The 13,703-nt window shown below is 68.5% G+C and carries 15 protein-coding genes; 8 read left to right on the top strand and 7 right to left on the bottom strand.

What is annotated here, in order from left to right; translation table 11 throughout:
• Positions 1–225 precede the first annotated feature (225 nt).
• From TSH20_RS18485 to TSH20_RS18475, 3 genes are all read left to right on the top strand, one after another.
• Complete coding sequence (locus tag TSH20_RS18485) at positions 226–1,065, top strand: universal stress protein (RefSeq protein WP_109076089.1); 840 nt, start codon at positions 226–228, stop codon at positions 1,063–1,065.
• A 340-nt stretch (positions 1,066–1,405) separates the two neighbouring features.
• Complete coding sequence (locus TSH20_RS18480; protein ID WP_085090460.1) at positions 1,406–2,326, top strand: replication protein RepA; 921 nt, start codon at positions 1,406–1,408, stop codon at positions 2,324–2,326.
• A 152-nt stretch (positions 2,327–2,478) separates the two neighbouring features.
• Positions 2,479–3,249, top strand: a complete 771-nt coding sequence (locus TSH20_RS18475; protein ID WP_109076088.1) for a sulfite exporter TauE/SafE family protein — start codon at positions 2,479–2,481, stop codon at positions 3,247–3,249.
• A 19-nt stretch (positions 3,250–3,268) separates the two neighbouring features.
• Here TSH20_RS18475 and TSH20_RS18470 read toward each other — a convergent pair whose 3' ends face one another.
• Positions 3,269–4,168, bottom strand: coding sequence for a methyltransferase domain-containing protein (locus TSH20_RS18470; protein ID WP_109076087.1), 900 nt, complete (start codon positions 4,166–4,168; stop codon positions 3,269–3,271).
• A 111-nt stretch (positions 4,169–4,279) separates the two neighbouring features.
• On the opposite strand from TSH20_RS18470, the gene TSH20_RS18465 reads away from it, so the two are divergent.
• The 4 genes from TSH20_RS18465 (at position 4,280) to TSH20_RS18450 (ending at position 6,555) form a co-directional block, all read left to right on the top strand.
• Positions 4,280–4,546, top strand: coding sequence for a flagellar biosynthetic protein FliQ (locus tag TSH20_RS18465; RefSeq protein WP_109076086.1), 267 nt, complete (start codon positions 4,280–4,282; stop codon positions 4,544–4,546).
• A 12-nt stretch (positions 4,547–4,558) separates the two neighbouring features.
• The gene (locus tag TSH20_RS18460) at positions 4,559–5,314 is read left to right on the top strand and encodes a ComF family protein (protein ID WP_109076085.1); all 756 of its coding nucleotides are present in this window, start codon (positions 4,559–4,561) and stop codon (positions 5,312–5,314) included.
• A gap of 117 nt (positions 5,315–5,431) precedes the next feature.
• Positions 5,432–5,695 carry a glutaredoxin 3 gene (grxC, locus tag TSH20_RS18455; protein WP_109076084.1) on the top strand — a complete coding sequence of 88 codons (264 nt, stop codon included), beginning with the start codon at positions 5,432–5,434 and terminating at the stop codon, positions 5,693–5,695.
• Positions 5,692–6,555 (top strand): carbon-nitrogen hydrolase family protein, encoded by an 864-nt coding sequence (locus TSH20_RS18450; protein ID WP_109076083.1) that lies wholly within the window; start codon positions 5,692–5,694, stop codon positions 6,553–6,555. The genes grxC and TSH20_RS18450 overlap by 4 nt, the downstream gene beginning before the upstream one ends.
• Before the next feature lie 19 nt (positions 6,556–6,574).
• Here the strand turns inward: TSH20_RS18450 and TSH20_RS18445 are convergent, their stop codons facing one another.
• From TSH20_RS18445 to TSH20_RS18425, 5 genes are all read right to left on the bottom strand, one after another.
• Positions 6,575–7,054, bottom strand: a complete 480-nt coding sequence (locus tag TSH20_RS18445) for a DNA polymerase III (protein WP_109076082.1) — start codon at positions 7,052–7,054, stop codon at positions 6,575–6,577.
• A gap of 10 nt (positions 7,055–7,064) precedes the next feature.
• Positions 7,065–8,924 (bottom strand): DUF294 nucleotidyltransferase-like domain-containing protein, encoded by a 1,860-nt coding sequence (locus TSH20_RS18440; RefSeq protein WP_169055027.1) that lies wholly within the window; start codon positions 8,922–8,924, stop codon positions 7,065–7,067.
• A gap of 263 nt (positions 8,925–9,187) precedes the next feature.
• The gene (locus TSH20_RS18435) at positions 9,188–10,909 is read right to left on the bottom strand and encodes a cation acetate symporter (protein WP_109076080.1); all 1,722 of its coding nucleotides are present in this window, start codon (positions 10,907–10,909) and stop codon (positions 9,188–9,190) included.
• Entirely contained in the window at positions 10,909–11,211 is a 303-nt protein-coding gene (locus TSH20_RS18430; RefSeq protein ID WP_109076079.1) for a DUF485 domain-containing protein, read from the bottom strand. The genes TSH20_RS18435 and TSH20_RS18430 overlap by 1 nt, the downstream gene beginning before the upstream one ends.
• Positions 11,212–11,587: 376 nt before the next feature.
• Positions 11,588–12,175 (bottom strand): DUF1178 family protein, encoded by a 588-nt coding sequence (locus TSH20_RS18425; protein WP_109076078.1) that lies wholly within the window; start codon positions 12,173–12,175, stop codon positions 11,588–11,590.
• 303 nt (positions 12,176–12,478) lie between these two features.
• Here TSH20_RS18425 and TSH20_RS18420 point away from each other — a divergent pair, with 303 nt between their 5' ends.
• Entirely contained in the window at positions 12,479–13,039 is a 561-nt protein-coding gene (locus tag TSH20_RS18420; protein WP_109076077.1) for a class I SAM-dependent methyltransferase, read from the top strand.
• A gap of 7 nt (positions 13,040–13,046) precedes the next feature.
• On the opposite strand, the gene TSH20_RS18415 is transcribed toward TSH20_RS18420, so the two are convergent.
• On the bottom strand, positions 13,047–13,631 hold the full coding sequence (locus TSH20_RS18415) for an RNA methyltransferase (RefSeq protein ID WP_109076076.1): 585 nt from the start codon (positions 13,629–13,631) through the stop codon (positions 13,047–13,049).
• Between the last annotated feature and the right edge of the window lie 72 nt (positions 13,632–13,703).

The following is a 13,703-nucleotide window of genomic DNA, read 5'->3' as shown; positions in this document are numbered from 1 at the left end:
CCTTGACCGGAAGTCCGACCCCCGGTCGCTTTTGTGCGGTGCAGGAACGCGGCGGGGGCATGGCTGTGCCCTGGAATGGAAAGGCGGCGCCTGAGCCGGTCAGATTTATACTGCCAATACAAGTGGGGCCAACGCGGCTGGGGATGTCGCCCCGATCGGCACCGCATGGTCGTACAGACCCCCGACGATAACGGCAACGATCACAATTTGGGCAGGAATTACGCCATGGCTCTCAAGGACTTCCTGGTCGTCGTCGATGATACGCCCGCGTCCGCGGCACGTCTCGACCTTGCGGCGCGGCTCGCGACCCGGTGCGATGCGCACCTGACCGCGCTCTATGCCTTCACCGACACGGTGTTTCCCGGCTATATCGAAGCCGAAATCCCGCAGGAGTTGCGAGACAGCCGACGGCAGAGCCGCAAGGACCAGACGGACCGGATGGCGGCGGCCTTCGACGACGCCATGCGCCACCATGGTCTGACCGACCGGTCCGAATGGCTGGCGCAGGAAGGCGACCCGACCATCACCGCCGCCGTGCGCGGCCGTTATGCCGACCTGATCATGGTGGGCCAGCCCGATCCGGACCGCGACCGCGACCAGCCCGTCGCCCAGCCGGCCGACCTTCTGTTCGAATGCGGCCGGCCGCTTCTGGTCGTGCCCTATGCCGGCCGCTTCGCCACCATCGGCGAACGGGTTCTGGTCGGCTGGAACGGCAGCCGCGAGGCGGCGCGCGCCGTCGGCGACGCCCTGCCCCTGCTGACCGCCGCCAAGCGCGTGGTGGTGATGGCCGCCAATCCGAAGCCCGGCCCGAACGGCCTGGGCGACGAGCCCTGCGCCGACATCGCCCGCCACCTGTCCCGCCACGGCTGCCGCGTGGAGGCCACCCATGTCGCCACCGACGTGGTGGAGCCCGGCGACACCCTGCTGAACATGGCCGCCGACGAAAGCTGCGACCTGCTGGTGATGGGCGCCTACGGCCGCTCCCGCTTCCGCGAACTGGTGCTGGGCGGCATGACCCGTTTCATGCTGAGGCACATGACGGTTCCGGTGTTGATGAGCCATTAAGCGAGGTGGGGGCATCGAAGCCGGCACTCCACCCATTCGCCGATCCGTGGGGTTAAGCGACCGCCCCGCTGCCCCCGAGTCCCTCTGCAACCACCGCGAGTCGCCCCTCGCGGCCCGTGGGGAAAAGCGACCGGCACCCTTTTCTCACCCCGTCCACCGTGGGGAAAAGCGTCGGAATCGTGGGGAAAAGCGGCGCGACTCGGGCTTTCCCCATGGGGATAAGCGGCGACTCAACTAATAAGTCTAACAACTAACCGTCGACTAGCCCGGTCGCCTAACCCCACATTGACTCCACCGCCCGCCGCTCACCAGGATGCCACAACATCCGGGTGAGGCTGCCATGGGCGACATACACAGGCTGGTGATCGAGCATGGCCGGGACAAGGCGCGCGCCCTGGTCCGGCCGGAGGAGCGGACGCTGGTGGACATCGCCGCCGACATCCTGGCGGACGAGAACCAGCATCTCGGCATCACCTACAGCGGCTTCTGCCTGACCAGCCTGCCGCACAAGAAGCTGGCCGACGACGTTCCCTGGGAAAAGCGCGGCCATCAGGTGACGCTGCTGGTCGAACCGGGCCGGCTGAAGGTGAACGGCAAGATGAAGCTGTTCGGCGTCCCCTATGGCGCGCGGGCGCGGATGATCCTGATCTATCTGCAGACCCAGGCCGTGCGCACCGGCCGGCGCGAGGTCGAACTCGGCCGCTCCATGCGCGACTGGCTGACCCGGATGGGGATCAGCGTCGGCGGCGAGACCTTCCGCGGCTTCCGCGAACAGTCGCTGCGCATTTCCGCCTGCACCCTGAAATTCTTCTGGGACGGCGAGGACGCCGACGTCTTCGAGAAGGGCGGCATCGTCAAGCGCGGGCTGATCTTCCACGACGATCTCGGCGACGACCGCCAGGGCACGCTGTGGAACGACGTGGTGCAGTTGGACGAGACCTTCTTCCAGGCCCTGCGCGACCACCCGGTGCCGCTGCTGGAGGAGGCGGTGCGGCAGTTGAAGGACCGCTCGCTCAGCCTCGACCTCTATGTCTGGCTGGCTTATCGGCTGCATTCGCTGAGCCGGCCGCAGCCGATCTCCTGGCCGTCGCTCTATGCCCAGTTCGGCGCCGGCTACGACCAGATGAAGCATTTCAAGCCGCGCTTCGTCCAGGCCCTGCAATATGCGCTGGCGGCCTATCCGGATGCGAAAGTCGAACCGGCTGACGACGGCGTCGTCCTCCACCCCAGCCGCCCGCCCATCGCCCGCCTGCTGGCGTAGGGGCGTGGGGTTAAGCGACCGCCGCCGAACCATCCCCGGTCGCTTTCCCCCACACCCCCGAAAGCGCGCCTCGACCATTGACGCACGTCATTGGGCCCCCCTCCCCCTCCCCCTATGATCGCCGCGAGTTCCCGAACCGGAGAGGCCTTGCCTTGGACGCGCTGTCGCTGCTGGATGCCGGACTGAATCAGTGTGCCGTGGTCATCGACCGCGACGGCGGGCTGTTGCTGGCCCTGCTGACCGCCGGGCTGGTCGGCGGCACCACCCATTGCACCGGCATGTGCGGTCCCTTCGTGCTGGCCCAGGTGTCGGCGCGGCTGGAGCGGGTGCCGCTGTCGGCGATGTCGGAATTCCGGCGCCTGACCGGAGCGGCGGTGCTGCCCTACCATGCCGGCCGGGCGACGACCTATGCGCTGATCGGCGCGCTGTCGGCCTCGGTCGCCGGCCATGTCGGGGCGCTGCCCGGCCTGCGTTGGCTGTCGGTGGCGCTGCTGGCGCTGGCGGCGCTGTTCTTCCTCGGCTATGCCGTGCGCAACGTCCTGTCCTGGCTGCCCAGGATGCCGTCCTTGGGCAGCAACGGGCTGCAGCGCTGGTGGGGCGACCGGGTGTCCCGGCTCGCCCGGCCGCTGTTCGGCAATCCGACCGGCTGGCGCGGCTATGGGCTGGGTGTGGCGCTGGGCTTCATCCCCTGCGGGATGCTCTATGGCGCCATCGCGGTGGCGGCGGCGAGCGGCAGCGCGCTGACCGGCGCCCTCGGCATGGCCGCCTTCGCGCTCGGCACGGTGCCGAGCCTGCTGGCGGTCGGGCTGGCCGGCCACATCGCCGGCCGCACCTGGCGGATCGCCGTCGTCCGCGTCGCCCCGGCGATCATGCTGGTGAACGCCGGGGTTCTGGGCTGGATGGCGTGGAAGCTGGTTGCGTAAACCGCCCCCGCCTCCTGGCTCAATGCAGGCCCTTGCCCTTCAGCGCGTCGCCCAGCGGGATCTGTCCGCTGCCGGGCTTCAGCGGCTGCTGCTGGCTCTCATGCGGCGACCAGCCGGCGAGATAGAGCACCTCGAAGGTCACCGGAATCCGCCCGTCCGGCTCGGCGTAAAGCTGGGCATAGCGCTGGACCGCGTCGAACAGCATGGACCGGGTTGCCGGAACCTTGCGACGGGCCAGCACCGCGTTGGTCTCGCCCATGCCGCGCAGCTCGCGCATCAGGGCGAAGGCGTCGGAGTAGGTCACGGTGATGACGTCGCTGTCGACCACCGGCAGGGCGAAGCCGGCGCGTTGCAGCAACCCGCCGGCATCCTTGATCTCGGCGAAGGGCGACACGCGGGGGGAGACGCCGCCCGACACTTCCATCTCCGCCTCGAAGAGGCAGCGGCGCAGTTCGGCCAGCGTCTGGCCGCCGAGCATCGACGCGCAGAAGAACCCATCCGGCTTCAACGCCTGCCGGATCTGCACCAGGGCACCCGGCAGGTCGTTGACCCAGTGCAGGCTGAGATTGCTGACCACCAGATCGAAGCTGCCGGCGGCGAAGGGCAGGAACTCCTCGTCGGCGGCGACCGTCGGGTTGCCCGGACCGCCGGCGGCGCGCGCGAAGTCCGGCGACAGGTCGCAGGCGACCAGCCGTTCGATCCCCTTGCGGCCTTTCAGGATACGTCCCATCGCCCCGTCGTGGCAGCCGACGTCGAGCGCCAGCGGGAAGGGACGGATCACGTCCTCCAGCCGGTCGGCCAGCCGGTCGGCGATCTCCTCGAACAGGAAGGCGTGATCGGTGAATTCGGCGACGGCGCGGTCGCGGCGGCGGCGGACCAGCGCGCGGTCGAAGACGGTCATGCTGTCGGGGCTTGTCATGGCCGCACTATACCCCAGCCCGGCGGCACGACAACCGTGCTACACTCGCAGCCCAGCCACCTTCTCCACGCCACCGCTCCCGATCGGGACCGTAACCGGACAGGCATTGGAATGGGCATCGACGAAGCCATCGCCGTCAGCCACGAAGCGCTGATGGTCATCCTGAAGATTTCGCTGCCGCCGCTGGGCATCACTGCCCTGCTGTCGGCCGGGCTGATGCTGTTCCAGAGCGCCACCAACATCAACGAATCGTCGCTGCAGCAGGATGTGAAGTTCTTCGCGACGCTGCTGATCCTGTTCGCCACCGGCCCGGCGATCTATCTGGCGCTGCGCGACTACACCGGCGTGATCTTCGAACGCATCGCCATGCTGCAGTGACGGGTCCGGCCGATGCAGGCGCCCGCCCCTCTCGCCGGAATTGGCCGCATCGCAACCGGTGCGGCGACCCTGCTGCTCGACGCGCTGCTGCCGCCGCGCTGCCTCAGCTGCGGCGAGGCGGTGGACCGCCAGGGCGGCCTGTGCGCCGCCTGCTGGGTCAAGCTGAGCTTCATCGCCCCGCCGCTGTGCGCCTGCTGCGGCCTGCCCTTCGAGTATGAGGCGCAGGAGGGCACGCTGTGCGGCGCCTGCATGGCCTCCCCGCCGCCTTTCGCCCGCGCCCGCGCCGTCCTGGCCTATGACGACGGCAGCCGGCCGCTGGTGCTGGGCTTCAAGCATGGCGACCGCATCCATGCCGCCAAGGCCTACGGCGTCTGGCTGGCCCGCGCCGGGCGGGAGTTGCTGGAGGATGCCGACCGGCTGCTGCCGGTGCCGCTGCACCGCGCCCGCCTGTTCCACCGCCGCTACAACCAGGCGGCCCTGCTGGCGCAGGCGCTGTCGCGGCACAGCGGCGTTCCCGCCACCCCCGACCTGCTGCAACGCCACCGGTCCACCCCGACCCAGGGCGGGCTGGACCGCCAGGGGCGCCATCGCAACGTCAAGGGCGCCTTCCGCCTGCGGCCGGGACAGTCGGTAAAGGGCCAGCGGCTGGTGATCGTCGACGACGTGATGACCACCGGGGCGACGCTGGCGGAATGTGCGCGGGTCCTGCTGCGCGCCGGGGCGGCCCGAGTCGACGTGCTGACGCTGGCGCGCGTGGTGCATCGCTGACGCTTGAAAAGGGGCATGCCCGGCGACGCTGACCGGCGTTCGGCGCGGGTTGCAACGTCTGGCGCCTCCCGCAGGTTGATCCTATAGTTTCTCCACCTGCAACAGGAGCCCAGTGGCATGGCCGACGTCGTCATCTACACCACGCCCTTCTGTCCCTACTGCATGCGGGCCAAGAGCCTGCTCGACGGCAAGGGCGTGACATACGAGGAAATCGACCTCTACGCCCAGCCGGGCCGCCGCAGCGAGATGATCCAGCGGTCGGAGGGCCGGACCACCGTCCCGCAGATCTTCATCGACGGGAAGCCCTACGGCGGCAGCGACGACATCCACGCGCTGGACCGCGCCGGCAAGCTCGACCCGCTGCTCGGCATCGCCGCATGAGCCACGGCCTGCCCGAACATGCCGGTGGCGGCATTCTGAAGGCCGCCTGCGTCCAGGTGAATGCGGGCACGGAACTTGAGCCGAACCTGCGGGCGGCGGGCGACCTCGTCCGCCGCGCCCGCGACGCCGGGGCGGATTTCATCGCCCTGCCGGAGAATGTCGGCTGGATCGTCCAGGGCCGCGCCAAGACCATGGAGCGCGTCCGCATCGAGTCGGAGCATCCCGGCATCCCCTTCTTCGCCGATCTGGCGCGGGAGACCGGTGCCTGGATTCTTGGCGGCACCCTGCATGTCCTGCTCGACGACGGGCGCGCCGCCAACCGCAGTTACCTGTTCGATGCCGGGGGGCGAGTCGTCGCCTCCTACGACAAGATCCACATGTTCGACGTCACGCTGAAGGACGGCGAGTCCTATCGCGAATCGGCCACTTTCCGGCCGGGCGAGCGGGCGGTGGTGGCGGCCAGCCCCTGGGGCGGCATCGGCATGACGGTCTGCTACGACGTGCGCTTCGCCTATCTGTACCGGGCGCTGGCCCAGGCGGGGGCGTCGATCCTGACGGTGCCGGCCGCCTTCACCGTGCCGACCGGCCGGGCCCATTGGCACACGCTGCTGCGCGCCCGCGCCATCGAGACCGGCTGCTTCGTCGTCGCCCCGGCCCAGACCGGCAGCCACGACCAGGGCCGCCAGACCTACGGCCATTCCCTGCTGATCGCCCCCTGGGGCGAGGTGCTGGCCGATGCCGGGACCGATGTCGGCTTCATCACCGCCGACCTCGACCTCGACCGCGTGACGGAGGCCCGCGGCATGGTCCCCTCGCTGACCCACGACCGCACCGTCGCAGTGGAGCGACTGGGGTTCTGATTTCTCGGTCTCCGACCCCTCAGCGCCCGTCCTGCGTCAGCCGAAGCCATGCCATGGCGGCGGTCAGCGCGATGCCGAAGGCGCCGTCGGGCCGGACCGGCAGGTCGAGGTCGTGGATCAGACTGTCCAGCCGCAGATCGACCGCCTGTTTGGACATGCTGCGGATCTTGCGGGCGTAATAGAGGCTGGACACTTCCGTCCGCTCGTCCGGCAGCGGCCGCCCGGTCAGCCGCTCCGCCATGGTGACGGAGAAGTCGAGGTAGTAGCCCACCAGCGGACGGTCGCCGATGAAGGCGTGCAGCAGATCGCCGGCCTCGGCAAGGCCGGTGTCGCTGCCGGGATGGAGCAGCAGCGCACTTCCGGTCAGGATGCGGGGGCCGCGGATGCGGATGGCTGCGAAAGCCAGAGGCGTTGCGGCCTCCGGATCGAAGCTGGTCGCTTCGCAATGGATCGCCACACGCTCGCGTCGGTCGGTGTCGCCGTGATCGGGATATCCCATGGTCGCCGCCTCAATGATTCAGGCGGAAATGGTGGGCGATCAGCTCCTTGAAGCTTTTCACCAGCGCCAGGCAGTCCTTGAACTGGTCACGGTCCAGCTTGCCCAGCCGGTCGGGGTGGACGAGGTTGTCGATCGCCAGTTCCGCCCCCTCCTCCCCTCCTTCGTTTTCTTCCGGCAGATCGACGCGCGCCTTCAGGCGGATGGTCGACAGGATGGTGAAGGCCTCCACCAGATCGGCGGCCATCTTGCGGTCCAGCGCCCCCAGTTCGGCCAACACCTGGATGCGCTCCACCGTGTTGGTCTCCGCCCGGTGCTTTTCCAGCGCCAGGGCGCGCACGCCATGGACGATGGGGAAGATGCCGGCCTTCTTGATGTCCACCGGCTCCGCCCGGCGCCGCTCGAACAGGGCGGCGAACAGGCCGCTCGGCGTGTCGAAGGACAGGGTCGGCCGGGCGAATTGGGTGAAGAACATCTGGTTGTCCTGCAGGCGGCTCAGCAGATAGTCCTTCGCCTCGGCCAGCAGGGTGGCGTCGCCGGCCACCGGGGCGGCGTCGTAGAAGATGGCGAGGTTCATCTGCGCCGCCTCGTCCGGGCGGTGGACCCAGTTGAACAGGGCGTCCTTGTAGCCGGCGAGCGGCCGGGTCCACTCCGGATTGGAGACCATGATGTTGCCGGGACAGGGCGGATAGCCGAACTCGACCAGATGGCGGGTGAAGTCGGCGGCGATCCTCGGCAGATCGGGGCACTCGAAGCCGTCGCGCAGGATCAGGCCATTGTCCTGGTCGGTCTTCAGCAGCTGTTCGCCGCGCCCCTCGCTGCCCATCACGATCAGGCAGCTGTTGGCCAGCAGTTCCGGCGGGGCCAGCAGTTCGAACAGCTTGCGGAAGATGCGGCGGTTCAGCTCGGTCACCAGATCGGCGATGAAGGCGACCTTCACGCCGGTGGCATGCAGCGTGCGGATCAGCTCGACGATGGAGCGGCTGGCCCGGCGCAGGTCGGCGGGATCGGTCGCATGCTCCACCTGCAGCCCGATGACCTGGGAATGGTTGGACAGCACCGCCAGCAGGTCGCTTTGCCCCAACAGCCCGACGATGGCGCCATTCTCCGTCACCACGATGCGGCGCACCGCATGCTTGGTCATCAGCACCAGCGCGTTGAACAGCAGGTCGTCGCGGTCCAGCGTCAGCAGACCGTAGCGGGCGAGCGGCCCGACCGGGTCGGTCACCGGCCGGCCGTCCAGCACCACCAGATCGCGCAGGTCGGTGCCGGTCAGGATGCCGGTGGTGCCATCCGCGCCGCGCACCAGAACGCTGCTGGCGCGGTTCTGCCGCATCGCCTCGGCCGCGTCGCGCAGGCTGGCGGCGGCATCGACGAACAGCGGCGGGTGAAGATAGGCCTGCCGGATGCGGGCCATGGTCAGCGCCGCCATCTCGCGGTTGGAGCGCAAGGCGGCCAGATCGCGCATGCGCTGGGCGAAATCGCCGAGAATGGCGGCGCCGAACGCCGGGTTCTCGGCGGCCAACGCCTCCAACGCCGCGCGCGGGATCAGGTGGCAGGCACACTCCTCCGCCGCGACGAAGCGGCGGGCGCCGGTCACGCCGGCGCCGTCGCCCGCGGTGGCATACAGCGCCTGCAGGCCGAACCGGTCGCCGGGACCATGGACCGCCGCCACCTCGCCGCCGCGGCGCTCCTGGACGGCGCCGCGCAGCACGACATACAGCGCGTCGGCCGGCTCCTCCCGGCTGAGGATGACGGTGTCGCGCGGATAGAGCGCGATGTCGAGCGCACCGGCCAGCGCCGCGCGCTGCCCCTCCGTCAGCAGGTCGAAGGGCGGACGCCCGAAATCGAAGTCCGGAGAAGCGGTCGGCATCGCATGCTGCACGGGCGGACTCCGTCGGGAGATGGCTGGGTCGGGAGATGGCTGATCATGAAAAAAGCGCCCCCGGATCGGGTCCGGAGGCGCTTTTCAGGATACACCCGCCGGGCACGAGGCCGGAAGCGGGTGCGACATTTGGCGGCGTGGTTCGGTCACCGCCCGCACTTGGCCCCCCAGGTTCAGGCTCGCCCGAGGGGGGAAGGGATGCGGTGCGAGACGCGATCCCTTCCTTCGCTCTTGTTTGGTGAGCGGTCTTGTTAGTGGGCGGAGGCACCCTCGGCACCCAGGCCGGTCTGCGACCGGATGTACTGGGCTTCGAAGTCCTTGCGCTCCTTCTGGGCCTGCGCGCTGTTGTCGGTGATCGAGAAGAACCAGATGCCGACGAAGGACAGGGTGATCGAGAAGAGGCCCGGGTTGTCGTACGGGAAGATGGCGGCCGGGTTGCCCAGCACGGCCTTCCACACGGTCGGACCCAGGACCAGCAGGACGATCGCCGAGACCAGGCCCAGGCCGCCGCCCAGAACCGCACCGCGGGTGGTCATCTTGCCCCAGAACATCGACATCAGCAGGATCGGGAAGTTGGCCGAGGCGGCGATGACGAAGGCCAGACCGACCATGAAGGCGACGTTCTGGTTTTCGAAGGCGATGCCCAGGACGATCGACAGGATGCCGATGACGACGGTGGTGATCTTCGACACGCGGATTTCGTCCGCCTCGTTGGCGCGGCCCTTGGCGAAGACCGAGGCGTAGAGGTCATGGGAGACCGCCGAGGCGCCGGCCAGCGTCAGGCCCGCGACCACCGCCAGGATGGTGGCGAAGGCGACCGCCGAGATGAAGCCGTAGAACAGGTCGCCGCCGACCGCATGGGCAGTGTGGATGGCCGCCATGTTGGTGCCGCCGATGACGTTGGCGATCACCGCCTTGGCGCCGGCCGCCGGGGCCGCCGTCAGGAACGGATAGGCGCCGGTGGCGTCGGGGGCCAGGATCATCAGGATGGCGCCGAAGCCGATGATGAAGGTCAGGATGTAGAAGTAGCCGATGAAACCTGTGGCGTAGAAGACCGACTTGCGGGCTTCCTTGGCGTCGGCGACGGTGAAGAAGCGCATCAGGATGTGCGGCAGGCCGGCGGTGCCGAACATCAGCGCCATGCCCAGCGAGATCGCCGAGACCGGGTCGGTGACCAGGGCGCCCGGCGACATGATCGCCAGACCCTTCGGGTGGGCCTCGACGGCGGCCTTGAACATCGCCTCGGGGCTGAAGCCGAACTTCGCCAGGATCATGAAGGCCATGAAGGAGGCACCGGACAGCAGCATCACCGCCTTGATGATCTGCACCCAGGTGGTCGCCAGCATGCCGCCGAAGGTGACGTAGCCGATCATCAGAACGCCGACGATGATGACGGCGACCATGTAGTCGAGGCCGAACAGCAGCTGGATCAGCTTGCCGGCGCCGACCATCTGGGCGATCAGGTAGAAGGTGACGGTCGCCAGCGAGCCGCAGGCCGACAGCGAACGGATCGGCGTCTGCTGGAAGCGGTAGGAGGCGACGTCGGCGAAGGTGTACTTGCCGAGGTTGCGCAGCCGCTCGGCCACCAGGAACAGCACGATCGGCCAGCCGACCAGCCAGCCCACCGAATAGATCAGGCCGTCGAAGCCCGAGGCGTACACCAGACCGGCGATGCCCAGGAAGGACGCGGCCGACATGTAGTCGCCGGCGATGGCGAGGCCGTTCTGGAAGCCGGTGATGCCGCCGCCGGCGGCGTAGAAGTCCTTGGCCGACTTGGTGCGGCGGGCCGCCCAGTAGGTGATGCCCAGCGTGAACAGCACGAAGGCCATGAACATCAGGATGGCCGACCAGTTGGTCGCCTGCTTCTGCACGGCGCCGCCGATGGCGTCGGCCAGGACCGTGGTGGGAACCAGCGCGCCGGCGGCTGCCGCCGCAGCGGCGACCGGAGCGGCGAAACGGGTGGTGGCGCGCATCACTTCGACTCCTCCAGGATCTGGCGGTTCAGCTCGTCGAACTCGCCATTGGCCCGATGCACGTAAATGCCGGTCAGGATGAAGGCGGACACGATGGTGAAGACACCGACGGGAATGCCCCAGGTCGTGACACCGGAGCCGATCGGCGTGCCCAGGAACGACTTCCCGAACGCCACCAGCAGGATGAAACCGAAATAGATGACCAGCATGGCAATCGACAAAGTCCAGGCGAAGGCGGACCGCTTGGCCACCAACTCCTGGAACTTCGGATTGTTTACGATCCGTTGTGCATTTTGATTCATGTGCGTCCCCTCATCGAGTGCCGGCAAGTGTTCGGCCGTCCGCAAGGCTGGGTCCGAGAGACACGTCCAAGAGACAGGTTGGCAGTTGCCGTCCGGGCAGTCGCGTCCGGGTTTCTCCCCGTAATTCGTACGCCCTTGACCTGCCCAATTGTTTGATACAGATCATTGTTGGGCGCACCCCCTACCTTGGTCGATGGGGCGGGTTGCCGGCAGGCCGGCGCATGCCGAAAAACAAAAATCAACTCAATGCAGTAGACACAAATGCAAAGGCGCCCCCTGTTGGGAGCGCCCTGCAAATAGTCAGTTTTTCAAATGGTTTCGTGCGGAATCAGTGGCGATCCGCCGGCCGGCCGGACGATCTGTCCGCCGGTTGCGCTCAGGAGTCGGTGCGCGGAATCCAGGGAATGCGGTGAAATGTCACACCCTCGTCGTTGAGTTCGGCAACCTCCTCGTCCGACGCCTCGCCATAGATGCCGCGCGGGTCGGACTCGCCGTAATGGATGCGCCGCGCCTCCTCGGCGAAGCGGTCGCCGACATAGTCGCAGTTCTTTTCCACGCTGCGCCGCACCTCGGTCAGTTGCCGCATCACCTCCGCCACCGCCTCGCGCTGGGCATCGTTCAGGCTGGGCGGCAGGGCGGCGACGACGTCGGCGGCGTTCGGCAGAGGGACCGGTGCGGGGATCGGCGCGGGAAGCGCCGCGGGCACGGCATTGGCCGGGGCGGCCGGGGCCGCGGACGGCGGGGCGTTCGCGGCCACCGCTTCGGCCTGTTCGCGGGCGCGGTCGGCGGCCCTGGCGACGCCCTTGGCGATGCGCGGGGCCATCGGCGCCTTGCCGACGACGGTGTCGCCGCAGATCGGGCAGGCGATCTGGTGCGCCGCCGCCTGCTCGTCATAGGCGGCGCCGTTGCGGAACCACGCCTCGAACTGGTGGTCGGCCGAGCATCTCAACGCGAAGAGGATCATATCCCCACAAGCCTCAAACTGGAGTGTGATCGGTTCAAGCGGAACCGCTTGAAGCGTGAATCACACGGAAAACGAAGACCTTAGGGTCTGTCTGGTGCTCCAATAAGCATCAGACAGACTCTAACCCGCAGCAGGAAAATCAGGCCCGGGCACGCCGATCCGGGTTGCGGCGCGACTCGCGAAGCGCCCTAATTCAGCACGGCCGGGCCGCGCCGTCAAACACCGGACGGTCCGGTCGCGCGTACCTCCTGTGATATCGTTCCCGCGGCCATCGAAAAGAAGTCTGGAAAAGGAAAATCCTCCATGCCGACACCGCATCCGCTGTCGCCGCCCTCCGCCTGGGTGGAGCGATTCGCTCCGCTGGTGCGCGCGGGCGGCCCGGTGCTCGACCTCGCCTGCGGCGGCGGGAGGCATCTGCGGCTGTTCCAGCGGCGCGGCCATTCGGTGGTCGGGCTGGACCGCGACCTCGGCGGCGTCACCGACCTGGAGGGCACCGCGGGCGTCACCCTGGTCCAGGCCGATTTGGAAACCGGCGATTCGGCAGGCCGCCTCGGCCCCCTGCCCGCCGACGCCCGCTTCGCCGGCATCGTCGTCACCAACTACCTGCACCGCCCGCTCCTCCCCGCCCTGCTGGCGGCGCTGGAGCCGGGCGGCCTGCTGATCTACGAGACCTTCGCCGACGGCAACGCCCGCTTCGGCCGCCCCTCCTCCCCCGACTTCCTGCTGCGCCGGGGCGAGTTGCTGGAGGCCGTGCGCGGCACGCTTCAGGTGGTGGCCTTCGAACAGGGGGAGGTATCGGCGCCCAAGCCCGCGGTGGTGCAGCGGATCTGCGCCGTCGCCGGGGACGATCCGCTGCCGCTCTGACGCATCCTTACTCGTCGCCGTCACTCTCCACCGGCTTCTGCTCCCCGCGGATGCGGCGGCGGCGGTCGGCGTTGCGCATGATCTGGCGGCCGTGGCGGTGCTGGGCCGGCGCCTCCAGCGGACCGCCGGGACGAACCGGGCGTTCGGCGAAGCGGCCGAGCGAGATCATGCGGTCATACATCACCAGCGCCCCGGCGACGCCGACATTGATGCAGAAGGACATCGGGATCTTCACCACATGGTCGCAGCGCGCCAGCAGGGCGGGCGACAGGCTGTCGCGCTCCGGCCCCAGCACATAGGCGGCGCGGGACGGGTGACGGAAGCTCGGGAGTTCCACCGCGTCGTCGGTCAGTTCCACCCCGACCAGCATGCAGTCCCGGGGCAGGGTGAAATCGGCGACCCGCTCATGGATGTAGAGCGGCAGGTGCAGCGTGGCGCCCGAGGTGTCGACCAGCTTCGTCTCCCGCAGATCCGGTTCCGGATCGATGGCGAAGAAGAAGGAGGCGCCGAAGGCATGGGCGGTGCGCATCAGGTTGCCGACGTTGCCCGGCTTGCTGATCCGCTCGACCCCAATTCCGAAATAACCACGCATGAAGAACCCGCACATTCCGAGGTAAGGATAACCGGGCGGGAGCTTGCCGCCGCCGGCCGCCCGAGGCAAGCT

Source organism: Azospirillum sp. TSH20 (assembly GCF_003115935.1).
Lineage (GTDB): Bacteria > Pseudomonadota > Alphaproteobacteria > Azospirillales > Azospirillaceae > Azospirillum.
The sequence above is the reverse complement of the archived record's forward strand: the minus strand, read 5'-3'. Positions and strand labels throughout refer to the sequence as shown.